25 protein-coding genes are annotated in these 23,133 nt (G+C 59.9%); 8 read left to right on the top strand and 17 right to left on the bottom strand.

Annotated elements, in window-relative coordinates; genetic code table 11:
- Positions 1-17: 17 nt before the first annotated feature.
- Positions 18-1,205: an efflux RND transporter periplasmic adaptor subunit gene (locus LXM96_RS10345; RefSeq protein ID WP_239998391.1), complete on the bottom strand. Its 1,188-nt coding sequence runs from the start codon at positions 1,203-1,205 to the stop codon at positions 18-20.
- A 52-nt stretch (positions 1,206-1,257) separates the two neighbouring features.
- Complete coding sequence (locus LXM96_RS10340; protein ID WP_394801931.1) at positions 1,258-2,049, bottom strand: alpha/beta hydrolase; 792 nt, start codon at positions 2,047-2,049, stop codon at positions 1,258-1,260.
- A gap of 149 nt (positions 2,050-2,198) precedes the next feature.
- On the opposite strand from LXM96_RS10340, the gene LXM96_RS10335 reads away from it, so the two are divergent.
- Positions 2,199-3,185 (top strand): LysR family transcriptional regulator, encoded by a 987-nt coding sequence (locus LXM96_RS10335; RefSeq protein ID WP_239998390.1) that lies wholly within the window; start codon positions 2,199-2,201, stop codon positions 3,183-3,185.
- Positions 3,186-3,210: 25 nt separating this feature from the next.
- On the opposite strand, the gene LXM96_RS10330 is transcribed toward LXM96_RS10335, so the two are convergent.
- The 6 genes from LXM96_RS10330 to LXM96_RS10305 form a co-directional block, all read right to left on the bottom strand.
- Complete coding sequence (locus LXM96_RS10330) at positions 3,211-4,107, bottom strand: NAD-dependent epimerase/dehydratase family protein (protein WP_239998389.1); 897 nt, start codon at positions 4,105-4,107, stop codon at positions 3,211-3,213.
- Positions 4,108-4,146: 39 nt separating this feature from the next.
- Complete coding sequence (locus LXM96_RS10325) at positions 4,147-4,923, bottom strand: SDR family NAD(P)-dependent oxidoreductase (protein WP_239998388.1); 777 nt, start codon at positions 4,921-4,923, stop codon at positions 4,147-4,149.
- 117 nt (positions 4,924-5,040) lie between these two features.
- The gene (locus LXM96_RS10320; RefSeq protein ID WP_239998387.1) at positions 5,041-5,397 is read right to left on the bottom strand and encodes a hypothetical protein; all 357 of its coding nucleotides are present in this window, start codon (positions 5,395-5,397) and stop codon (positions 5,041-5,043) included.
- A gap of 81 nt (positions 5,398-5,478) precedes the next feature.
- Positions 5,479-6,330 (bottom strand): C40 family peptidase, encoded by an 852-nt coding sequence (locus LXM96_RS10315; RefSeq protein ID WP_239998386.1) that lies wholly within the window; start codon positions 6,328-6,330, stop codon positions 5,479-5,481.
- Positions 6,327-6,683: a MarR family transcriptional regulator gene (locus LXM96_RS10310; protein ID WP_239998385.1), complete on the bottom strand. Its 357-nt coding sequence runs from the start codon at positions 6,681-6,683 to the stop codon at positions 6,327-6,329. Before LXM96_RS10310 ends, LXM96_RS10315 begins: the two co-directional genes overlap by 4 nt.
- 56 nt (positions 6,684-6,739) lie before the next feature.
- Positions 6,740-8,125 (bottom strand): leucyl aminopeptidase family protein, encoded by a 1,386-nt coding sequence (locus LXM96_RS10305; RefSeq protein ID WP_239998384.1) that lies wholly within the window; start codon positions 8,123-8,125, stop codon positions 6,740-6,742.
- Between the two features lie 128 nt (positions 8,126-8,253).
- Here LXM96_RS10305 and LXM96_RS10300 point away from each other — a divergent pair, with 128 nt between their 5' ends.
- Positions 8,254-9,081 carry a tetratricopeptide repeat protein gene (locus LXM96_RS10300; RefSeq protein ID WP_239998383.1) on the top strand — a complete coding sequence of 276 codons (828 nt, stop codon included), beginning with the start codon at positions 8,254-8,256 and terminating at the stop codon, positions 9,079-9,081.
- Between the two features lie 138 nt (positions 9,082-9,219).
- On the opposite strand, the gene LXM96_RS10295 is transcribed toward LXM96_RS10300, so the two are convergent.
- The 9 genes from LXM96_RS10295 to LXM96_RS10255 form a co-directional block, all read right to left on the bottom strand.
- The gene (locus tag LXM96_RS10295) at positions 9,220-10,197 is read right to left on the bottom strand and encodes a type II secretion system F family protein (RefSeq protein WP_239998382.1); all 978 of its coding nucleotides are present in this window, start codon (positions 10,195-10,197) and stop codon (positions 9,220-9,222) included.
- 10 nt (positions 10,198-10,207) lie between these two features.
- A complete protein-coding gene (locus tag LXM96_RS10290) occupies positions 10,208-11,221 on the bottom strand; it encodes a type II secretion system F family protein (RefSeq protein WP_239998381.1) in 1,014 nt (337 codons plus the stop codon).
- Between the two features lie 4 nt (positions 11,222-11,225).
- Positions 11,226-12,722, bottom strand: a complete 1,497-nt coding sequence (locus LXM96_RS10285; protein ID WP_239998380.1) for a CpaF family protein — start codon at positions 12,720-12,722, stop codon at positions 11,226-11,228.
- Between the two features lie 51 nt (positions 12,723-12,773).
- Positions 12,774-14,027, bottom strand: coding sequence for a CtpF protein (locus LXM96_RS10280; protein WP_394801937.1), 1,254 nt, complete (start codon positions 14,025-14,027; stop codon positions 12,774-12,776).
- Positions 14,028-14,094: 67 nt separating this feature from the next.
- The gene (locus tag LXM96_RS10275) at positions 14,095-14,778 is read right to left on the bottom strand and encodes a CpaD family pilus assembly protein (RefSeq protein ID WP_239998378.1); all 684 of its coding nucleotides are present in this window, start codon (positions 14,776-14,778) and stop codon (positions 14,095-14,097) included.
- Positions 14,779-14,849: 71 nt separating this feature from the next.
- On the bottom strand, positions 14,850-16,343 hold the full coding sequence (locus tag LXM96_RS10270) for a type II and III secretion system protein family protein (protein ID WP_394801930.1): 1,494 nt from the start codon (positions 16,341-16,343) through the stop codon (positions 14,850-14,852).
- A gap of 13 nt (positions 16,344-16,356) precedes the next feature.
- Complete coding sequence (gene cpaB / locus LXM96_RS10265) at positions 16,357-17,160, bottom strand: Flp pilus assembly protein CpaB (RefSeq protein ID WP_239998376.1); 804 nt, start codon at positions 17,158-17,160, stop codon at positions 16,357-16,359.
- Between the two features lie 110 nt (positions 17,161-17,270).
- Positions 17,271-17,789 (bottom strand): A24 family peptidase, encoded by a 519-nt coding sequence (locus tag LXM96_RS10260; RefSeq protein ID WP_239998375.1) that lies wholly within the window; start codon positions 17,787-17,789, stop codon positions 17,271-17,273.
- A gap of 91 nt (positions 17,790-17,880) precedes the next feature.
- Positions 17,881-18,075 carry a Flp family type IVb pilin gene (locus tag LXM96_RS10255; RefSeq protein WP_239998374.1) on the bottom strand — a complete coding sequence of 65 codons (195 nt, stop codon included), beginning with the start codon at positions 18,073-18,075 and terminating at the stop codon, positions 17,881-17,883.
- Positions 18,076-18,459: 384 nt separating this feature from the next.
- On the opposite strand from LXM96_RS10255, the gene LXM96_RS10250 reads away from it, so the two are divergent.
- From LXM96_RS10250 to upp, 6 genes are all read left to right on the top strand, one after another.
- Positions 18,460-18,822, top strand: coding sequence for a pilus assembly protein N-terminal domain-containing protein (locus LXM96_RS10250; RefSeq protein WP_239998572.1), 363 nt, complete (start codon positions 18,460-18,462; stop codon positions 18,820-18,822).
- Between the two features lie 98 nt (positions 18,823-18,920).
- Positions 18,921-19,520 carry a TadE/TadG family type IV pilus assembly protein gene (locus LXM96_RS10245; protein ID WP_239998373.1) on the top strand — a complete coding sequence of 200 codons (600 nt, stop codon included), beginning with the start codon at positions 18,921-18,923 and terminating at the stop codon, positions 19,518-19,520.
- Complete coding sequence (locus LXM96_RS10240; RefSeq protein ID WP_239998372.1) at positions 19,517-20,107, top strand: TadE/TadG family type IV pilus assembly protein; 591 nt, start codon at positions 19,517-19,519, stop codon at positions 20,105-20,107. The genes LXM96_RS10245 and LXM96_RS10240 overlap by 4 nt, the downstream gene beginning before the upstream one ends.
- A 100-nt stretch (positions 20,108-20,207) precedes the next feature.
- Positions 20,208-21,428 (top strand): phosphopentomutase, encoded by a 1,221-nt coding sequence (locus LXM96_RS10235; RefSeq protein ID WP_239998371.1) that lies wholly within the window; start codon positions 20,208-20,210, stop codon positions 21,426-21,428.
- The gene (locus tag LXM96_RS10230; protein ID WP_239998370.1) at positions 21,425-22,435 is read left to right on the top strand and encodes an adenosine deaminase; all 1,011 of its coding nucleotides are present in this window, start codon (positions 21,425-21,427) and stop codon (positions 22,433-22,435) included. Before LXM96_RS10235 ends, LXM96_RS10230 begins: the two co-directional genes overlap by 4 nt.
- A 67-nt stretch (positions 22,436-22,502) precedes the next feature.
- On the top strand, positions 22,503-23,132 hold the full coding sequence (gene upp, locus LXM96_RS10225) for a uracil phosphoribosyltransferase (RefSeq protein WP_239998369.1): 630 nt from the start codon (positions 22,503-22,505) through the stop codon (positions 23,130-23,132).
- Position 23,133: the final 1 nt, after the last annotated feature.

Raw genomic sequence — 23,133 nt, 5'->3', positions numbered from 1 at the left:
GACGCCTGCCGGATCTTTTACTTCGTTGCGGCCACTTCTGCCGGATCGGTCTGGGGCTCAACGACCGCACCAGGACGCACGCGCTGCAGGCCGTTCACGACGATCCTGTCACCGGGTGCCAGCCCATCTTCCACAATTCGTCGTCCATCGACGGCTGCACCCAATTCGACCGGGCGATAGGCGACCGTGTTTGACTGATCGACAATCAGGACGAACTTCTTGTCCTGATCCGATCCAACGGCACTCTCGCTGACAAGCAGGTGCTCCTGTGGCCGGGGCTGTCCGAGGCGGACTCGGACGAACTGGCCGGGGATCAGGTCGCCGTTGGGATTGTCGAAAACCGCACGCAGCCGGATCGTGCCACTGGTGGCACTGACTTCATTGTCGATGAGTTGCAGCCGACCTCGCGTTGGCTCACCTTGCGCAAGCGTCAAAATTTCGACCGGAACCTTATCCAGTGCCCGCACACCATCCCTTTGGGCAGGGAGCTCCGAAAGGATTTGCGCAACCAGTTCCTCGTTGGCATTGAAGCTCGCGTAGATCGGGTCCACCGAAACCAGGGTGGTCAGCACTTGCGCAGCATCTCCGGCACCGACGAGGTTGCCTTCCGTGATCTCCAGCTTACCTACTCGCCCGGCAATCGGAGCCTTTATCTCTGTGTAATCCAGGTTCAGTTGGGCGATCTTCAGAGCTGCTTCAGCGGATTGGGTTGCAGCTTGTGCCTCGCGCTGCGCACTCTGGCGCTGTGCAAGCTCGCTTTCCGAGATCGTCTTCCTCGCAAGCAGCGCTCTTCCTCTTTCCAGTTCAGTGTTCGCCAGTTCAAGCCTTGCTTGAGCGGAGGCCACCATGCCCTTGGCTTGTGCGACTGCCGCCGCATAAGGCGCGGGATCTATCGTGATGAGCCGGTCACCGGCCTTCACCATGCCACCTTCGCGAAAATGCACCTGCTGGATCGTACCTGCGACCCGCGGGCGGATTTGGACGCGATCGACAGCTTCCAATCGGCCGGAAAATTCCGTCCACGTGGTTACCCGCTGCGGCTGTACGGCGGCGACCGTCACCGGTATGGCCGGCGGCGGCGCGGCTTGTGCCTCCGTGGCATCCGCATCCTTGGCGAAATCGATCTTCACCGCCGCTCCTGCCATCGAGACAGCGAGTACCACTCCGGTGCCCCACAGGGCCCAGCTTCCTACCGACATTCTCATGATAGTCTCCTTGCGACCCTCAGGGCGGCCGCCACCTTCTCAAATCAACAGACTACGAATGCAACTGATGAACGAAGAGACGAAACTCGCTACATAGCTCCTGTAGCCAGACGCCGCCTTCCTCGTTGTAAATACCCGACCAGCCGCTTCCCGCAGGAAAGACATGCTGGCGTACTCTAACACCCGCTCCTTCAAGGCGCTCGGCATAGCCGATCGTCTCGTCGTGCAGCGGATCGTCCTCCGACGTCACCACCAGCGCCGGCGCAACCGTCGACAGACGGGAGCACATGCATGGCGCCACATAAGGATGCGAAAACCCGCAGAAGCCCCGCAGATAATGCATCCATCCGTCCGACCACCGTTCACGCATCCCGATGGCATCGGCCTTGCGGATCGACACCGAACTCATCGTCGGGTCGATCAAAGGCGATAACAACACCTGGCCGTTCAACTGGCCAGGTAGCTGATCCCGCGCCTTCAAGGCGAGACCAGCAGCGATATTTCCTCCCGCTTCGTCACCCGCAACCAAAAGCGGCGACTTTCGGCTACCCAGTTGCTTCCGCCGTGCGGCGAGACATCGAAGCGCATCGAGCCCATACTCCAGAGCTCCGGGAAACATGTTCTGGGAAATGCTCCCATAATCTGCTTCCACCACCATAGCGCCCGTTTCGGACAGGGCCCGCGCAATGGGCGCCTCCTGTGCAGCGGGCTCATGCTGCTGAAACGAACCACCGCGAAGGTAGAGGACGATCGGTGGAGCCTTCTCCTTAGCCTTCGGCTCATAGAGCCGCATGGGCATGGATCGTGCTGCACCAAAGTCTACCCGCTCCCACCGCGTCTCCATCACACCTCTGCCTGCTCTTTGCTAAAGGCAGCTTCTTGTTTCTGTTGTGCTGCCTGATATTATTGTTCCACATAGAGCGCACAAGCGCGCCGTTCGTACTTCACTGTCAACCATAACCTGACAATACTGCAGCGCAACGAGGTCGTATCATGGATCAGCTATCCGCCATGCGTGCATTTGTTCGCGTCGTCGAAACGGGCAATTTCACCCGCGCGGCACGCTCTCTGGACATGTCCAAGACAACCGTCACCAATCTGGTGCAGAACCTGGAAGGCCATCTCAAAGCCAAGCTGTTGAACCGTACCACCCGCCAAGTCGCGGTCACCACCGAAGGAGCGCTCTACTATGAGCGTGCTTCCCAATTCCTATCTGACCTGGACGAATTGGACGGGAGTATCTCCTCGTCACAGGCTCAGCCGTCCGGACGGCTGCGCGTGGAAATGGCGGGCGCCTTCGCGGACCTTATCGTCATCCCTTCACTCTGCGACTTTTACTGCAGTTACCCGCAGATATCGCTCGACATCGGTGTGGGGGATCGCTTGATCGACTACATTGCGGAGAATGTTGACTGCGCCCTGCGCGCCGGTACGCCGACGGACCAGTCGCTAATTGCGCGGAAGGTGGGGGAAATCAACCTGCGCACCTATGCGTCTCCCGGCTTCATCGACATGTTCGGCACCCCCGAGCACCCGCGTGATCTGGAGGATAAGTTCTTCTCCGTCGGCTACCTCAATGCCCAGGCGGGCAAGGTCCTGCCGCTGGAGTTTACGCGCGGCGGCGAAAGCTTGGAGATCACGCCTCGCTATGCAGTCTCCGTCAACGATAGCCGCAGCTATGTCGCGGCCGCCCTTTCCGGAATGGGCATCGCCCAAGCCCCTCAGTTCATGGTTCGAGAGGCGGTGGAACGCGGGGAACTGGTAGAAGTGCTGACCGACTGGGACAGGGACCCACTCCCGCTCTACATCGTCTATCCGCGCACCCGTCACCTCGGCAACAAGGTCCGCGTGTTCGTTGATTGGCTGGTGAAACTGCTGAAGGAAAGCAGCGCGCGTGATGCCGCCTGCCCGCGCCGGGCTGGCGTGCCGAAGCCGAAGGCCGATCCGGCACCAGTCCAAATTCCAGTGGCGGCAGAATAGCTAGGCGGCGGCTCTCTGGCGATGGCTAAGGTTTTGGAACGTACTTGCGCCAGTCATGCTCTTCTCGGAAGCCGAGGACGTCGCGGATCTTGCGGTTGGAGATCGGGGCTTCGAACTCGCCAATTTCTCCCTTGATCGGGGTTCCCGGCGCCCAGCGCTCCAGAAAGGATCGCGTCGGCTCCCAGGCGGTGATGGTGTCGTTGACAGCGTTGAAGACCTGGAAGCCAAGCCCATCCCTCTCTACGCAGCGGTGAACGATCTGGCCGAGGTCCCGAGCGTCGATATAGCTCCATGCATTGCGCTTGCGTGACGGCGGATCGGCAAGGAACGCAGGGAACTTGTTGTATTCGTGCGGCTCGATGACGTTGCCGATGCGCAGCGCATAAATGTCCGCACCGGAGCGCATGGCAAACGCACGCGCCGTCTTCTCGTTCACCACCTTGGAGAGCCCGTAGCTGTCCATGGGATCGACGTCGTAGTCTTCGGTGAGCGGGAAGGAGTGGTAGTCCTTATCGCCTTCGGCGAAGCAGACGCCGTAGGTGGTTTCGCTGGAGGCGATAATGACCTTGCGGATGCCGAGTTTCACCGCCGCCTCGATGACGTTGTAGGTCGATACGGTGTTGGCGGCGAAGGTGGCATTGTCCGGCCGGATCAGGATGCGCGGTACGGCGGCAAAATGCACGACGGCATCAACGGGCGCCGGCCCCTCTCCCGTCTCAAGCCCTTCGAAACCGAAGTGCATCGACAGCGCATTGAAGGTTTCGCCGCTATCGGTGAGGTCCGCCGTCAGCGTGTTGACGTCCGGGTGATCCAGCGGCGCCAAGTCGACGTTCAGAACCTCGTGACCCTGTTGCAGAAGGTATGGCACCACATGGCGCCCCGCCTTGCCGCTGCCGCCAGTGAAAACGATTCTCTTGCTCATCAGACTGCTCCTCCAAATGCTTATGCTTCTCGTAGAGCCTTACGGCATCAACTGACCGCCGTTCACCTCGATCACCTGCCCGATGACGTAGCTGGACAGCATTTCGGAGGCGAGGAAGAGATAGGCACCGACACATTCCTCCGCTGTTCCAAGCCGGCCTTGCGGGATGGTGGCTAGTGCGGCCTGTAGTTGCTGCGAGGTGGAATAGCGATCGTGGAAGGGGGTCGTGATGACTCCGGGGGCCACGCCGTTGACGCGGATGCCGAAGGGAATGAGTTCTTTGGCCATGCCGCGGGTGACGTTGGACACGAAAGCCTTCGACGAGCCATAGATGCCGGCGCCGTTACTGGCGCCATTGCGCGCTGCAATCGAAGTCGTATTGATGATAAAGCCGCCGCGCTGCTTCAGATGCGGAATTGCGGCAGTGGAAGCGGCAAGGACCGAACGCGCATTCAGATCCATGACGGCATCATAGTGCTCGTCGGTCATCTCGGCGTAGGGAACGCGAGCGACCATCCCGCCGGCATTGTTGATCAGCCCATCAAGTCCGCCGAAGGCGGCCGCGGTCTCCTCAACCACACGAGCCATCTCACCGGATTTCGCCGCATCACCGCGCACAAGATGAACCTTTCCGCCGGCAGCCTCGATGTCCGATGCCACGGCCTTGGCCGCATCCACGCTGGCGTTGTAGTGAAGCCCTACTGACGTCCCCAAGGCGGCAAATGCGCGCGCCAGTGCCGCGCCAATGCCGGTCGAGGCGCCGGTGATGAGGACAGATTTTCCAGCAAGATCCGGAATAACGAGTTGTGCAGACATGATGGCCTCCTGAGATGTGAGTTTATCCTCGACACATCCCATCTTGGCTTGTCAAGTCATCCGACAACAACCGGTATACGTCAGACGTTGATCGTCGAACCTATGTTCGTGCTCCGGTCAGTGCTCTTTGGGAAGATGATGCGGGTTGAGGCCCGGCACCCATTGGGTGTTCGGCAAAGCGGTCCCTGAGTAGGTCACGCCGCTTTCGCTCTTGCAGTGGTAGACGCGACGGGGCGACGTGTCGCCATAGAGAATGTCGTAGCGCCCGCGGCCGCGATAGACGTTCTCTATGCTGCTGGTGCAGGAATAGCTTTCCTGCTTCACCCGCTCTTCTTCAGGAACCACGCCCGGAAGGTCGTGGAACCGCTCTCCTGCGAGATTCCGGAAACGGTCGTCAGCCCGAGCTGGCGCGAGACCGGCAAGGACGACGACCAGCAACATCAGGAACGGTAGAATCCAGGCAGTCTTGATCATAGCGAATCCTCAAGCCCTGGCAGCAAGATAGGGGTAGTTCGTGCAGGATTCCATGCAATAGGCGCCACGTTTCCGTGATCTTTATTCGATCCTGCGAAAGCCGGTCGGCTGTTCATAGAGCCAACCGATCCGGTTGATTGCCGCTTCCAGGCCCTCCCGCGCCACCGTCATCGTATGTCCGTTCGCATGGAGGAGCGTCCGCTCGTCTTCCATGATGCCCACATGCCCTTTCCAGAAGACGAGGTCGCCACGGCGAAGCTCGTCTCGCTTGATGCCCGTTCCCGCCTGCGCCTGCATGTCGGAATCACGCGGGAAGGCGCGTCCCATCATGCTCAGCGACAATTGCACGAGCGCCGAGCAATCGATGCCGAAGCCCGAGCGGCCGCCCCACAGGTATGGCGTCTCGATAAACCGCACTGCGACGTCTACATAATCGACCGAAAGTGCTTCCCCGACGGGGAGACAATGGGCAGCGATCAGAGCCGTTCCGTCAGCCAGCGTGAGGTAACGGGTACCGCGTGTTTCCACCTCTGCAAGAGTTTGTACGCGGCTTCCCATGGAGAGTGCTGCAATCGGCGGGCGGCGCAGTTCAGGCTGCGGATACAGGAAGGTCCGGGGCACGCAGATCACGTGCGTTGCTGCTTCAGGCTCCGCCAACGCGCTTTCTTCAAGATAGCCAACATAGCCGTCCTGGTCCGCCTGCACCCATGCCCAGCCATCCTTCCGATCAAAGACACGAACCGTCTCGCCAAGAAGAAGTTCGGTATCGATGCCGCGGTCTGCATCGGGCGCAGGTCGCAGAGCCGCTACCGGTCGCCCGACCCTTGCGGCTTCGCCCGAGACGAAACGCTGGGAATCCACCTGGCCGCGGAGAGACACGTCGGCGAGATCCGGCCGAAAGGCGTGCAGGCGCCTGTCCAATGCTTGTTTCATGTCGCTCCAGGCTCTCGCCTGCCTTCCCGTCGAATGAGATCCCCAAGCTGCTCCAGATAAAGAGCCCCTGCTACCGTGCGTTTGACCACAACATTGCGGCGGTCTTTGTCATCCCGCGCACGGTCAAGCAACCCGAGCTCTCCCATCGTGTCCAATGCCCGAGTCACCACCGGCTTTGTGACGCCGAGGGCCGTGGCCAACCCACGTACCGTGTGGGGCGGCGGGATCAGGTAGACCTGCAGCAGGATTGCCTGCTGCCGGAGACTGAGGTCCGGACCTTCGCCACGGACCTGTCCGAGCGTGACACGATGCCATAGGCGCAACGCTTCTGTCGCCGTCAGTTCACGCGACACGGCGGCTCCCCTTTTCCGCTTCGATGGGGCAATCCTACGAGTAAAGCCTTACCGCATCATTGCTTCACAAGCTCGCGAATGTATCGGTACAGGGCGCGGATCGCGAAGGCCTCGCCGCCTACCGGCGCGTGGGCTTTTTCGGCGGGCGTCCACCCGTAGATATCGAAATGGACCCAGCGCGTTTCAGCTCGAACGAATCGCTTCAGGAAAAGAGCCGCCGTGATGGCCCCGGCCATGCCGCCGGAAGGGGCATTGGTGATATCCGCAACGCGCGATTTCAGGTCCTTGTCGTAGCCTGACCAAAGGGGGAGCCGCCACAGGGGATCCAGCTCCTCCACAGAGAGCTCCCCTAGCCGACTGGCCAAGCCTTCATCATCGGTAAAGAAGGGGGCGACGTCGGCGCCGAGAGCCACACGGGCGGCGCCGGTGAGGGTCGCCATATCGACCAGGAGATCACACGGCGCTTCATCGGCGTAAGCCAATGCGTCAGCGAGCACCAGGCGTCCCTCGGCATCGGTGTTGTCAATCTGTACGGTTAGGCCCTTGCGGCTTCGGTATATGTCTCCCGGCCGAAAAGCATTGCCGGCGATGGAGTTTTCCACGGCAGGGACGAGCACGCGAAGGTTCACATCCAGGCCGGCGTCCATAATCATGAGTGCCAGGCCCATGACATTGGCAGCACCACCCATGTCCTTCTTCATGAGCGCCATATTTGCGGCACCCTTGATGTCCAGACCGCCGGTATCGAAGCAGACGCCCTTGCCCACAAGCGTGATACTTGGCGCCCCCGCCCTTCCCCAGCGCAACTCAAGGAGCCTCGGCGCCTGCGCGCTGGCGCGCCCGACCGCGTGCACAAGAGGGAAGTTCTGTACCAGAAGATCATCGCCGACGATCGACGTGACCTCGGCCCCGTAATGCTCACCGAGGGAACGGAAAGCCGTCTCCAACTGCTCGGGGCCCATGTCGTTCGTCGGCGTGTTGATCAAGTCCCGGGCCAGGAAGACGCCGGCGAGTTGACGCTCGACATCCGGGAGCAACTCGTTGGCGAGCGCCAGCCGAACCTGCTTCTGCTTGTCCTTGCGATAGCGGGAGAAGGAATAGCTGCCGAGACCAAATCCGAGCGCGATTCTCTGGTGCCCCAGAGACGTTTCGATGTGCCAATCACCTGCCGGCAGAAGCTTGGCCAGCTTGCCGGCGCCAAACGCACCCTCGGTGCCCGCATCAAGGCCGAAAAGAGCGCCAGCAAGTTCACCATCGGCACCTGGCACAAGCAGCAGACTGCCCTGATCCCCCGAAAAACCTGCCGCACGAGCCCAGGAAAGCATGGCAGAATCCATAGCACCCTGCTCCAGTTCCGTGGGCGTCACCAGATAAACCGGGAGAGACCCGGAGGAGCTTGCGGTCAGTGGCGAAGGACGCTCGATGTAGCGATAGCTGTTCATGGATTGCCTTGTCGTGGTGAATCAGGTGCTTAACCGTATGTTAGGGTTAACAGTCTATTGCTCAAGGACGCAATGCGCCACAGGTCCGCCATGTTTATGGATGTGCGGCAAAGGGACGAGATAGCATCATGACCGCAAGCATCCCTGTCTTTCCTCGGAAAGTTCGGTTGGCACAAACCACCAGCCTGATTCTCCTTGCACTCGCGCTGGGTGGTTGTGCGTCGCAGAAGGATACCATCAAGACAGGCTCTGTCTCGGCGTCGGCCGTGCAACTCGAAACCATGAGCGCGTCAGAGTTGGAACGGGTCGAGCGGACCTTCGGCCGGGCCTATGAGAACAACCCCAAGGATCGCGGGGCGGGTCTCCGCTACGCACAGATCCTCGCCATGACAGGGAAGCACACCCAGGCTCTGGCTGTGATGCAGCAGGTGGTGATTGCCCATCCCCGCGATCGGGAGGTTCTTGCCGCCTATGGGAAGGCACAGGCTGCGGCGGGACAACTAGAGCAGGCACTTGAAACGATCCGTCGCGCGCAGACGCCGGACCGCCCGGATTGGCGCCTCTATTCCGCAGAGGGTGCAGTGCTTGACCAATTGGGTCGGTCGAACGAAGCACGGCAGAAGTATCGCATGGCTCTTGATGCCAAGCCAAACGAACCCTCGGTGATGTCGAACCTGGGCATGTCCTATGTGCTCAGCGGAGATCTTCGTACTGCCGAGACCTATATGCGTTCGGCCGCGCAGCAGCCGGCTGCCGATAGCCGGGTTCGCCAGAACCTTGCCCTTGTGGTCGGACTTCAGGGCAGGTTCGCGGAAGCGGAAGAAATCGCGAAACGTGAGCTTACGCAGCAGCAGGCTGATGCCAATGTTGCCTACCTGCGCTCAATGCTGGCGCAGCAGAATTCCTGGGCAAAACTTTCGGACAACAAGGCGAAACCGAAGACGGCGGCGAACTAGCATGACGTTTGCCAAGGCCCGTCAGGCCTTGATCTTGCTGATGGCAGCACTCTGGACCTTCACAAGCATCTGATTACGTTTGAGAATGCCTCATCGGAACCTCAAAAGGCACCCGGTCAAGCGGCATAGCTGACACCATCAGAAGCGATCAGCGACCTGGATACCGGCAGGGCCGAGAATGACGGCGACAAGCACCGGCAGAAAGAACAGGATCATTGGCACCGTTAGTTTCGGTGGAAGGGCCGCCGCTTTCTTTTCTGCTTCATTCATCCGCTCATCGCGGCCCTCCTGCGCCAGGACACGGAGCGCCTGTGCCATCGGAGTGCCATAACGCTCTGCCTGGATGAGGGCCTGCGTGACATTCTTCACAGTGTCGAGCTGGGTGCGGACCCCAAGGTTTTCCAGCGCCACGCGACGGTCGGGCAGGAAAGACAGTTCCGCCGTTGTCAGAACCAATTCCTCCGCAAGTTCCGCGGACTGACTGCTGACCTCTTCGGCAACCCTCCGCATTGCAGCTTCCATTGAAATTCCAGACTCCACGCAGATCAGCATAAGGTCCAGTGCATCTGGCCAGGCCCGCTTGATTGATTGCTGGCGCTTCGTCACGCGATTGCTCACGTAGATATTCGGCAGATAGAAGCCGACATAGGCGAAGAAGACTGCTGCCAATATGCGGATCGCAAAAGGGCGTTCAGCAAGGTTGCCAAGAACAAAAATCCAGATGATGGCGAGCGTGAGAAAAAGGAAGGGAAGCAGGAAACGCGCAACAAGGAACATGTTGAGCGCATTCTGGGACCTCAGGCCGGCAGCACGCAAGCGGTTGACCGTGTTGTCGTCCACCAGCGCCTGACGAAGATTAAAGCGCTCAACAATGTTGCGAACCGACTGGTTGTTCTGCGTGCGGAGCATAGTCTTGGAGGCTTCAGCATTCATCCGCGCGCGTTCGCGGGCGCGGATCTGATCGCGCTCGGTTGAAACCGCTTTCATACGCTTGTCCAAGTCCCCCCGCTCAAGGAAAGGCGTCGCAAGAGAATAGCAGGTCGCGAACACGGCTATGGCGACGGCGATTGCGAAGAGCAGCGCCGGATCCGTCAGGGAAGTTGCAACATCGCTCATCGCCGCCTCACTAGATGTCGAAGTTGATCATGTTACGCATGACGAAGATGCCGATCGACATCCACACGCCTGAGAAGAGCATGATCATGTGGCCGCGCGGGTCAGTGAACAGTATCGTCATGTACTCAGGCGACGTGAGATAGACGAGCAGTGCGACAATGAACGGTAGAGCGCCGATGATGACTGCGGAGGCCTTCGCCTCCATCGAGAGCGCCTGTACCTTGGCCTTCATCTTTTTACGTTCGCGCAGCACTTTCGCCAGATTTCCAAGTGCTTCCGAGAGATTACCGCCGGCCTGGCCCTGGATGGTGATGACGATCGAAAAGAAGTTCACCTCTGGCAAAGGCATCGTTTGCATCATTCGGACACAGGCTTCTGGGACGCTGAGACCAACCTGCTGGGACTCGATGACGCGTTTGAATTCCGTCTTCACAGGCTCCTGACCATCTGATGCGATCAGCCGCATGGCATCATTGAGCGGAAGACCGGAGCGGATTGAGCGCACCATGACATCGAGTGCGTTGGGGAACTCGTTCAGGAACTGCTTCTGCCGGCGCTTGACCAGAAAACGGATGATCCAACGAGGCAGACCGAAGGCTGATGCAAACCCCGCCCCAACCGCGGCAAGCAGGGGCACGTCTGCAAGCAGAGCAATAAGAAGAGAGAAAAGGCCAAAGGCACCACTCAGCATGTAGAAGCGACCCAGTGTCAGGGGCAGGCCGGTCTGCGCGAGGCGCGACTTCAAGCTGCCGTCGCCCATTTTGCGGGAGCGTTCCTGCTGCTTCTTTTCCAGATCCTTAAGCGAATCCTGCACTGACTTACGGCGCTTTGAGAGCTCCTGGACCCGGTCCCTTGCAGCCTTCACCTTGCTCAGATCCGATTCCGCCGACTTAACCCGGCTTATGCGCGCGCTGGTCTTCTTGTGAGTTTCGATCTGCGAGAACAGCAGCGCGTAACAGACCGCGGCAGCAGACACCGCAGCCAAGGCGACGATCAGCACCAGGTTGAGATCGAAGCCAAACATCGCGCTAATCCGCTCCCTGATCCATGGCATCCAATGCGGCGGCCAGTCGGCGTTCTTCATTATAGTAGCGGGCACGATCCCAGAAATTCGGCTTCGCGATGCCGGTCGACATGTGGCGGCCGATCAACCTGCCGTTGGCGTCCTCCCCTTCGATGTCGTAGCGCATCAGATCCTGCGTAACGATCACGTCACCTTCCATGCCGATCACCTCGGTAACGTGCGTGATCCGACGGGAGCCATCGCGCAAACGCGCTGCCTGGATGATTACATCCACCGAGCCGGAGATGATTTCACGAACGGTCTTGGCCGGTAGGCCGAAGCCACCCATGGCGATCATCGATTCCATTCGGCTGAGGCATTCGCGGGGGGTGTTGGCGTGGATCGTGCCCATCGAGCCGTCGTGACCGGTATTCATCGCCTGGAGAAGGTCGAAAACTTCCGGGCCGCGCACTTCGCCGACGATGATCCGCTCGGGTCGCATACGCAAGCAGTTCTTGACGAGGTCGCGCATGGTGATCTCGCCCTCGCCTTCGATGTTCGGTGGGCGTGTCTCAAGGCGAACAACGTGCGGCTGTTGCAGCTGCAGTTCAGCCGTATCCTCACACGTAATGACACGCTCGTCTTCATCGATATAGCGCGTCAAGCAGTTCAAGAGCGTGGTCTTACCCGATCCCGTGCCACCGGAAATGACGACGTTGCAGCGAACGCGTCCGATAATCTGCAGAAGCGTTGCACCTTCGGCGCTGATCGAGCCGAACTTGACCAGTTGTTCGAGGGTGAGCTTGTCCTTCTTGAACTTTCGAATGGTAAGTGCCGGGCCATCGATGGCCAGCGGAGGCGCGATGACGTTCACACGCGAGCCATCGGGCAGGCGGGCATCGCAGATCGGAGAGGATTCGTCGACACGTCGGCCAACTTGGCTGACGATGCGCTGGCAAATGGACAGCAGCTGTGCGTTGTCGCGAAAGCGGATTTCGGACTCGATGGTCTTACCGGCCACTTCGATGAAGGTTTGACCGGAGCCATTGACCATGATGTCGGCGATATCATCACGCGCCAGCAACGGTTCCAAGGGGCCATAGCCAAGGACGTCGTTGCAAATGTCCTCGAGCAGTTCCTCCTGCTCAGAGATGGACATCGCGAAGTTCTTGATGGTGATGATATCGTTGACGATATCACGTATTTCTTCCCGCGCACTTTCACCGTCCAGCTTCGCCAGTTGTGAAAGGTCAATGGTATCGATAAGCGCGGAGAAAACCTGACTTTTCGTATCGTAGTAGTGCTCGGTACGGACTGGCTTCTTGCGTGCGGCAGCCGTGGGGGCGATGGGAGGAGGAGCTACCTGCTGACGCGTCCCACTGCGGTCCTGGTTTGGCTCTGCGAAGACTTCTGGACCACCGGGCTTTGCTGGTGACAACGACGGCGCAGCCGGCGGGGCCGCGACTGCGCTGATGCCACCCGTGCTCTTCCCGAAACCATCGCTGCCGCGCTTTCCAAACATGCACTTTATCCCGTCTTCATACTGCCGCAGGACCTCAAGACCGTTCGGCCACTACTTCCGGCCGAGTAGGCCCAGCATTTTGCCGAGGCCGCCTTTCTTTGCCTTCTTTGCTGCAGAACGACCCGTCACGATGTGGCAGATCTGCGAGAAGGTCTCCGCCGCCGGAGACTTCGCATCGATCTCCGTGATCATCCGGCCGCTATTGGCCGCATTGCCGAACAGCGCTGCGTCGAACGGCAGGATGGCGATCGGCTCCACCTCCAGCGGCTCAAAAAAGTCGTTCGGCGCAATCTCAGGTCGCTTTGGCATCCCAACCTGGTTGAGGATCAGGTGCGGGGCGTGATCGTTCGGACGCAACTTCTTCAGCGCGTCCAGCATGTTCTTCGTGTTGCGCAGGTTGGCGAGGTCGGGAACGGCGCAAATCACCACTTCGTCCGCAGCCGCCAGAACCGAGCGCGTCCATTCCGACCACACATGAGGCAGGTCAAGCACGGCGACCGGCGCACTGCGTTGCAAGATCTCCACGATCGGCTGGAAAGCCATTCCTTCGTAGTCATAGGCCCGATCGAGCAGGGACGGCGCTGCCAGCATGGAAAGGTGCTCGGAGCACTTGGTCAGCAACCGGTCGAGGAACACCTCGTCAAGCCGATCAGGCGCAAAAACAGCTTCCGCGATCCCTTGTGCCGGATCCTGATCGAAATCGATGTTCGCCGTACCAAAGGGGAGGTCCAAGTCGGCCAGGATCGTCTCTGTGGAAAAGAGGGTGGAGATGCCGAAAGCGCAGTTGTGAGCGATGGTGGAGGAACCTACGCCTCCCTTCGCCCCGACAAAGGCGATCGATTTGCCAACAGGTTCCGCCTCGGGATCAACGAAAATTGCGGCGATCGAGGATAGAATTTCGACCATCTGCACCGGGCCTACCAAATATTCGGAGATGCCGTTGCGGATCAGTTCGCGATAGAGCGCGATGTCGTTGTAGCGCCCGACGACGATCACGCGGGTAGATGGATCGCACACGTCGGCAAGCGGTGCCAGTTCAGCAAGGAGGCCGGAAGGCTGTACGTCAGTCTCTAGGATGATCAGGTTCGGGGTCGGGCTTCCGGAGAACATGCTGGCGGCGGCCTCGGTGCCGCCATTGGTGACCCGCATGTTTACCTTCGCCATGCGACGATCCCGCCCCATCTGCTCCATCGTGCGCAGCATCTGCTCGCTCTCGCAGAAGGCATGAATGGAGATCCGAGGCAGGGGGCGCAGACCGGTCAGATCGACCGGATGCGCCTCATCCGGAACCTGTGGGTCCGGCATGTTCGACGTGCTGAGGCTGTAGTTCACGGCACTCATAGCGGCCACCCTCGGGCTCGTTCTAAGGTGATCATCGGAAATCTCGCAGTTCTGTATAGCTTTCGCGGTAGCGCTCCATCGCCTGCCCGCGCTGCTCCGCATCTGCCGGTGTCATTCGGCGCGGCCCGAGAAGATCATTCGGGTCGGCGATCTGTGCCGCCAGGTTGCGTTGGCTGGCGCAACCAAAGTTGTGATAGTTTTTGTTCTCTATGGTATTCAGCGTGAGATCCGCCGGCCATTCTCCGCACGGGCCGACCTGAGCCGTTATGGCGACGTAGGCGAGGCGGATCGGCGCGGCCGAGCCGTAGCCTGCCGCTGCATACCCGGTGTGCAGAATCCGTTTCTTCGGCACACCCATGCGCACCAGGAGGTGACGAACGTCACTTGCTGCGGCTGCTGCTGCACCCGAATTGATGGCGCCCTGCGGCGTCATGACCCTGATGATGCCTTTGGACGATCGCGTGTAGTTGGCGGCAAAGCCAGCAATGACCTCGCTCTGGCCACGCGTCAAACCATCATCGCCCGCCGCGATCGGGATATCGATGGTCTTCTCCTCCTCGCCGACAACGATCGGGTGGCGCGTGCGGTAATCGTCAGGCAAAGCGCCGGTTGTCATGCCGTCGCGATTTGCGCAACTGCCAAGCAGGGTGGAGATCCCGAAGAAGATTGCAGCGGCGCCGGAGATGCGGCGAACACGACCGATCCTTCCGGACATTGGGGTTCCCGCTGTCTGCCGTCCTTCCCGCAACTCCGTTGCGGTATGTGAAGTGTTCCGATCAACGCGCGTCATTTGTAGATGAATCCGACATTGCCTTCGTAAGGAAGGGCAGGAGGGGGTGCGTCCTTGCGTCCATAGATGCGGTTCACGTGGCCGAGAAAGACGCTGGCGACATCGCTTGCGGGGTTGAAGTTATCGTCTGGACGCGACAGGTCATTGCGGGCGACCGGGCGGACGAGATAGGGCGTGGCGATGATCACCAGTTCGGTTTCGGTCCGCTCCAGCGTTTTCGCACGAAAGAGGGCGCCAACGAGCGGCAGCTTGGAAGCGCCAGGCGTGCCGCTGGTTCCCTGCTGCACATCGTCACGAATCAGGCCGGCCAGCGCAATGGATCCGCCGGATGGGAGTTCAACGACCGTCTCTGCGTCACGCCTGCGGAATTCTACTCCGACGCCGTTGGCAACCGGCTCGGAGACTTTCGTCTGGATGCGAAGGCTGATGCGGCCCGACGACAGCACGGTAGGGGTAAAGCCGAGCGAGATGCCGTAGTCATAGGAGGTGATACGCGTGTCACCGTCTGAGTCTGTTGTCGAATAGAGACGCTGTCCACCCGAGTTGAATGTAGCAGATTGACCGGAGATCGCCGTCAATGTCGGCTCGGCCAGTGTGCGTATGGCCTTCGCCTGTTCCAGGGCGCTAAGTGCGGTCTCGATGCCGAGTCGACCTACTGTACCAGCGATGCTGCCAGTAAGCCCATTGGTCCCGCCGGCGCCTATTTCCAGCACATCCAGACCGGAGCTCGTCCCTGAGGGCAAGCGCGTGAAGGTGTTGTCAAAGCCGAGCTGCTTTAGCACCTCGCGGCGAATCTCGGCCACGGTGACTTTCAAGGTGACCTGGTCCTCGCCCTCGATCGTCAGCAGATTGACCACCTGAGATTTCTGGCGACCTTCGGCGTAGAGCGCGACGGCACCGTCGCCGCTGCTGTCGCTGGTGGCGACTTCGGTGCGGGTCGTGGCCTCACCCCCGGTGAGAAAGATATTGGCGAGCTTGGTTGCCTGGGTCGCATCCTGAGGCGTTCTTACAGTGCCGCTCAGGACAATATTGTCGGAGATGATCTCAACCTTGATGTTTGAGTCCGGCAGGAATCGGCGCAGGTTGGCTTCGAGGCCCGAAATGTCACGCTCGATCTCGAGATCGAGGCTGACAATCTCCTCGCCATTGCGGCCAAAGATGAAAATGTTCGTTTGTCCTACGGTCTTGCCGAAGAGGTAGATGCGCCGTGACGTCCGCGTGACGGCGTCGGCCATCGTCGGATCGGCGACGAGAATATCATGCGCGTCGGCAGGCAGATCGACCACAAGAGCCTTGTTAAGCCCCAGCTTAAGCCGCTTGCGGACCCCCTTTCCCGCATCGGCAATACGCACAATCGCATTTTCCTGGGCCTCGGCCTGCCGGACCGGTGAGTGACCTCCGATCACAGCGAAGGGCTCACCGGCAAAGGTGAGGCAGAATGCCAGGCTCACCCTCGCGCCACTCTTCATTAAACGTTTCATCTGACCCACGTCCTGGCTCCGTTCACTGCGTGTTCGTCTGTACCTGGGAGTTCACGATCGAACCCGACTTGATCACTTGGATCTCGCCCTTGCCGCCGCCGCTCAACAGATAGTCGGCGGCAACCGTATCGGCCTCCTGCGCATCGGCGACCGAACGCAAGGCCAGCGTCAGTCGATCTGCCATCTGCTGTGCAACCGCGATGACCTTTGTCTGCTCCGGCGTCAGTTCCAGCGTCGCGGTCGTACCGACGACGGTCTTGGCTCCGTCCGGGCTCTCCTGGATCTGCTGGTCGATCGCGAGCACGCGGACGTTGGAAAGGACGTCTTCCGTCAGGAAGCGACCTTCTTCGTTGCGGCGAACCATGATGACATCCACGCGGTCGTTCGGCAGCACAAAGCCGCCGGCGCCCGTGGCAACCGAAATCGCGGTGGCTACGGCACGTTTGCCGGCAGGCAAGAGGGAGGACATGATGCGATTGGACGAATCGGCGATTTTTTCGCCACGGATCGGTTCCCCCTGGAAGATCGGCAACCGAACGACCATCCCATTCAACTCGGAGATCGCCTGCGGCCGTGCCTGCTCCGTGATGAAGCCTTCCACCAGCCCGTTCTGAGGCCAGGGAAGCCAGCGCAGGGTTTCCTCATTCAACCTGCTGCCCACGGCAAGGTTGCCCGCTGATACCAGCACGTTGACGGACGGCTGGTGCTCGATGATCGTTTCGGTGATCTGCGGCGCACTCGTTCCCGAAAGCCGCATGGCGAGCACACCGGCGAGACCGGCTGCGACGACGGCCACGGCGAGGATGATGATACGAGCGGGTTTCATGACCGGTCCTTGAGGGATTCACGTGGCCCAAGGATGATCGGCAATAGTGTAATTAAGGTTAATGGATCGGGAGCGGATTTGGTGAACGAAAGGTTACCAAGTCACCGGAGCTACTTCAGCAGATTCAACGCAGCGATCGCGATCGGTGCTTCCCAAAATGTCAGGATGCCTGCGATCCCTATGGCGACACCATAAGGCACTTTCCTTGTCGTGAGGATCTGGGCAGGAACAACCGCTTCGATCGTGGCGAAGCGGCTGGACTGGCTGCGAAGCAGCATGACGAGAAGCGTGATCACCCCGCCCCAGAAGGCGGTCGTGACGATAAACGCTGCCAGAGCAGAACTGAAGCCGAACCAGACGGCTGAGGCGGCAAGCAGTTTGACGTCGCCGCCGCCCATGATGTTGAGGGCAAAGAAGCCGAAGCAAACCGCGAGGACGATCGCCCCCGCGGCCACGCTCATGCTGATCTCCGCCCACGGAAGACCCGAGACGGGCGCCAGAACCGCAAAGGATGCCAAGAGGAACACCGAAATGCGGTTCGGGATGGTCATTGTAAAGAGATCGCTCACAGCCGCGATGAAGAGGCAGACGGGAACGATAATCAAAAGTGTAGCGCCTATGGCAGACATCAAGCTAATCCTGTTCTAGACATCAGCTGCTGCCGAGTGACGGTCAGGCGTTTCCTAACGGACGCTCGTCGTCGCCGGTACTACCCTCAGCTCACTTATAACCGTCGGATTGGGTTTTCGCAGTGTTCATCTTGGTGCTGATCGAGTTGAACGTGGTATTCAAAGTGTTCCCCAGGGTCGACGCACCAGCGATAAGGGCAACGGAGATGAGGGCGGCGATCAGGCCGTACTCGATCGCAGTCGCACCGGACTCATCCTTGATAAAGCGGGCAAAAAATTTCGACATGCAATTTCTCCTGCAGCACAGTGGGTTGGTCAGCATTCCCGACAACTTCCTGTTGTTCGGATGGCAAGACCTTACCCGCCTTCGATTGCAATCGGCTTAAGGAAGATCGTTAATCAAGGGTAAGCGACTCCTCGATATGTAACGCCCGGCCGCCGAGGCGTGCATCGATTTTGCAAAAGCGAGTGCTAATACTCACGGGAAAGAAACATGTTGGCAAAGCATGCGGTCGCGCCTGCCTAAATACAAGTGCCGGATTCTACGGCTTTCCGCTTAATCGTTGATTCACCATTACAGGCCATTCTGGCGGCAGCATCGCTCGTAGTCGAAAGCCCTGACATGATCAAAAACTGGTTCATTGGTCTTACGCTGGTCCCCAGCCTTATCATGGGTGGCGGGGCCTGGGCTCAGGAGCAGGAGACGGAGACGGATCTTCTGCGCGTCTTCATGAATCATGCGCGCGTTCTGCGCTTGGATCGGCCGGTCAGCAAGGTCATCGTCGGCAACTCCAATGTCGCCGATGCCACCGTTGCGGATCCCACCACAATCGTCCTTACCGGTCGCTCCTTCGGCACGACCAATCTCGTGCTTCTCGACAGCGATGGAAATGCAATCGCAGACGAGCGTGTCCTCGTATCGATCGACGAAGGTAACACCGTGCGCGTCTTTCGTCAGACCAATCGCCTGATCCTGTCCTGCACGCCGAACTGCGAGCAGCACGTTGACTTCACGGCCAGCGCGGCTCCGTAAGCTGGCCGCTTTGATCGAATCGCGCCCGTTGAGGCAACGGAATGTCAACGAACTCGCTCTAGGATCCCCAGACCTCGTATAGCGTCTGGATTCGGTTGATGACCAAGCTTCACCACATATCCGGCAAACCGCCCGCTTCAAGCTTGCGGCAGACATCGCCGCTGAAGCGACTGTTGCGATCTCGCGACGGAGCTGCTGCAATCGAGTTCGCGCTGCTGGCAATTCCTTACTTCCTTATCGTGTTCGCCATTATCGAGACGTTCATCGCCTTCACTGGCGAGCAACTCGTTGCGAATGCGGTTGACACGATGGCACGCAGGTTGCGCACAGGACAGATCACTGCCGAAAACACGACAGAGGCAAAGTTCCGCAGTGAATTCTGCGACGAAATCTCCATCCTCATCCAGTGTGGCGAGGATAACAAGCTGATCCTCGATCTTCGCAGCTTTTCGAACTTCGCGGACATTCCCAAGACCGTCCCGCGGGAAAGCGGAGAGCAATTTGGCGACCTCACCGCCACCGACGTCTACGAGCCGGGCGGCGCCGGCACGATCAATATGCTGCGCGCTTACTACCGCTGGGAGATCGTGACCGATCTCGTGCGGCCTTATATCTCAACGATCCGGCCCTCCGACGGATCCCGCAGCGAGTTCCTGATCGTCGCAACGGCGGCATACAAGAACGAGAATTACAAATGAGGACGGGCAGTGTGAGCCAGCGCTCCAAAGACCTGATGCTTAGCATCCGGCAACTCTGCTGCGATCGCAGCGGAGCAGGCGCGGTCGAGTTTGCCCTCATCGCGCCGCTTCTTCTGATGATCTATCTGACCGTGTTCGAACTTACGATCGGGCTCAGCATCTCGAAGCGCGTTGCGCGAGCTTCCGGAACAATCGCCGACCTCGTGACGCAACAAGAAGTTCCGGTCACCAAGTCTTTTCTGGCCAACATGCCCAACGTCGCAGCGAGCATTTTCGTGCCCTACGGCGTGCCCACGACCCACATCAAGGTTACGGGGATCGAGATGGAAGGGTCGACGCCTAAGGTAAGATGGTCCTGGGATGAAAAAGGCGCAACGCCTCACGCTGCCGGTACCACGCTAGAGATTCCCGAAAACATGAAGGTCTCGGGCGCTTTCATCGTCCACGCCGAAGTGTCTGTTCCGCACCAACTGCTGATGTTCATGCCGGGATTGATCCCGAGCGAGATGCGCAACATTACGATCAGCCGCGACTACTACTACCGGGCACGCACTGGCAAGGTGATTGCCTGCGAGGATTGCCAATAGCGGGCGCGGCGATCCTTTGCATCCGCTGTCACCGGGCTATATGTAGCTTCCTGAAAGGCTGCCGCAACTGCCGCCTTCTTCCAGTGAATTTGGGTGAGTGATGGCAAGAGCCTTCCTGTTTGTTCTCGACTCCTTCGGTGTCGGCGGTGCTCGCGATGCTGACGCCTATGGCGACCTTGGATCGAATACTCTCGGCCACATCGCGGAGTTTTGTGCCTCGGGCGCTGCGGATCGGACTGGTCTGAGACATGGGCCGCTGACGCTGCCGAACATGTCACGACTTGGCCTGCTGGACATCGCCAGGCTGGCGAGCGGCGAGGATCCAGCGGGCATGCCGCGGCCGGAACGGATCTTCGGGCTGCATGGGGCGGCGAACGAGGTCTCTCGCGGCAAGGACACGCCGTCAGGCCATTGGGAGATCGCCGGCACGCCCGTCACCTTCGACTGGGGCTATTTCCCGTCCGAGGGCGATGCCTTTTCCCCGGAACTGGTGGAGGCGATATGTGCAGAAGGCGACGTTCCCGGGATTCTTGGAAACTGTCACGCCTCTGGAACCGAGATCATCGCGCGGCTGGGCCAAGAACACATCCGGACAGGTAAGCCAATCTGCTATACCTCCAGCGATTCCGTTCTCCAGATCGCTGCGCACGAAGTGCATTTTGGTCTCGAGCGGCTGATGGCACTGAGCCAGACCGTCCGACGTCTGGTCGATCCGCTCAACATAGGACGCGTCATCGCCCGCCCTTTCGTCGGCGAAAGATTCGAAAGCTTCGAGCGTACGGGCAACCGCCGCGATTTCTCCGTGCCGCCTCCCGAGCCCACCCTGCTGGACCGCGCAGTTGATGCTGGACGCACCGTCCATGCGATCGGCAAGATCGGCGATATCTTTGCCCATCAAGGCGTTTCCCGTGTGGTCAAGGCCAACGGAAACGCGGCCCTGATGGCAGCGACGCTGGAGGCGGTGGACACAGGGGCCGATGGCGACCTGGTGTTTACGAACTTCGTCGACTTCGACCAGCTGTACGGCCACCGGCGCGACGTTGCAGGCTATGCCGCCGCGCTGGAAGCGTTCGACCGTCAGCTCCCGGAAGTGCACCGGCGGCTGCGGCCGGGCGATCTCGTCGTCCTGACGGCCGACCATGGCTGCGATCCTACCTGGCGGGGCACCGACCACACGCGTGAAAGAGTGCCTATCATGGCTTTCGGGCCAGGTATCCGCTCGCGCGACATCGGGCTTCGGCCCACCTATGCAGACATCGGTGAATCGGTGGCGGCTCATCTGGGCCTGCCGGCCGGCTCCCATGGATGGAGTTTCCTTTGATCGACCACTTCCTGAAGGCAGAAATCCACTGTCATATCGAAGGCGCTGCACCGCCGGCGCTCGCCGCCAGTCAGGCGGAGAAATACGGGATCGACCCTTCGACCTTTCTGAAGGACGGCAGCTATCTCTGGTCGGACTTTTCCGAGTTTCTGGTCAGCTATGACCGTGTGGCAGCACTGTTCAAGACCGACGAAGATTATGCGCTTCTAACCGAGACCTATCTGGCCGAGCTTGCAAACGTCAACACGATCTACAGCGAGATCATCGTTTCGCCCGATCACGGCAACCGCATCGGGCTTGGTGCGGACTCCTATCTCGCGGGGATTTCTGAAGGGATTCGGCGCGCCAAAGAAAAGAGCGGCATCGACGCCCGCATCATCGTCACCGGCGAACGTCATTTCGGCCCCGATAGCGTCATTGCCGCAGCGGAATACGCCGCACGGAGCGACAACCCACTGATCACAGGTTTCAACATGGCCGGAGAAGAACGAATGGGGCGCGTGGCCGATTATGCGCGTGCTTTTGACATTGCCCGCGAAGCTGGTCTGGGACTGACAATCCATGCCGGTGAAGTCTGCGGCGCCCTCAGCGTCGCCGATGCACTCGATCTCGTGCGCCCGTCGCGGATCGGGCATGGCGTGCGGGCGATCGAGGATGCGGATCTTGTTGCGCGCCTCGTGGACCTCGGTACCGTGCTGGAGGTCTGCCCGGGCTCAAATATCGCGCTGAAGGTCTATCCTGATTTCGATCGGCATCCGCTGGGGCAACTGAAGGAGGCAGGCGTTCGGGTATGCCTCAACTCGGACGATCCGCCCTTCTTCCACACCTCGCTTGAGCGTGAATATGAGATTGCCTCGCAGCGGATGGGGTTTGCCGACGCGGAGATCAACGCAATGACACGGACGGCGCTGGAAGCGGCCTTCGTCGATGAAGATACCCGGACGCGCCTGCTGCAGCGATTCGATGCGGAGACCGCGCAGCCACAGGACGCTGTAAAGCGCGGTTGAGGGGTTGCGGTTTTTCGCCAACCGATCAAGAAGAGAAAACATCAACAAACAGGGGAAGGCAGGCTCGATGGACGGCGTCACAGTCATCGATCATCCGCTCGTGCAGCACAAGCTCACGATCATGCGCAAGAAGGAAACCTCGACGGCAGGCTTCAGGCGTCTCCTACGTGAGATCTCGACCCTGCTCTGCTACGAGGTGACCCGCGACCTCGAGATGACGATGGAAACCATCGAGACGCCGCTGCAGGAGATCCAGTCACCGGTACTCGAAGGCAAGAAGCTGGTCTTCGCTTCGATCCTGCGGGCCGGTAATGGGCTTCTTGAAGGTATGCTCGAATTGGTCCCCTCGGCGCGTGTCTCCCATATCGGCGTCTACCGCGACCACGATACGCTGCAGGCGGTGGAATATTTCTTCAAGGCTCCCGACGATATTGCAGAGCGATTGATCATCGTCGTCGACCCGATGCTTGCCACGGGGAACTCTGCGATTGCAGCGATCGACAAGCTGAAGGAGCGTGGGGCGCACAACATCCGTTTCCTCTGCCTGCTGGCCGCACCGGAGGGCATCAAGAGCTTCCGCAAGCACCATCCGGATGTGCGCGTCTACACCGCCTCCATCGACAGCCACCTGAACGAGAACGGCTATATCGTGCCAGGCCTCGGCGATGCGGGAGACCGCATGTATGGGACCAAATAGC

Source organism: Rhizobium halophilum (assembly GCF_021648825.1).
GTDB classification, from domain to species: Bacteria; Pseudomonadota; Alphaproteobacteria; order Rhizobiales; family Rhizobiaceae; genus Neorhizobium; species Neorhizobium halophilum.
The sequence above is the reverse complement of the archived record's forward strand: the minus strand, read 5'-3'. Positions and strand labels throughout refer to the sequence as shown.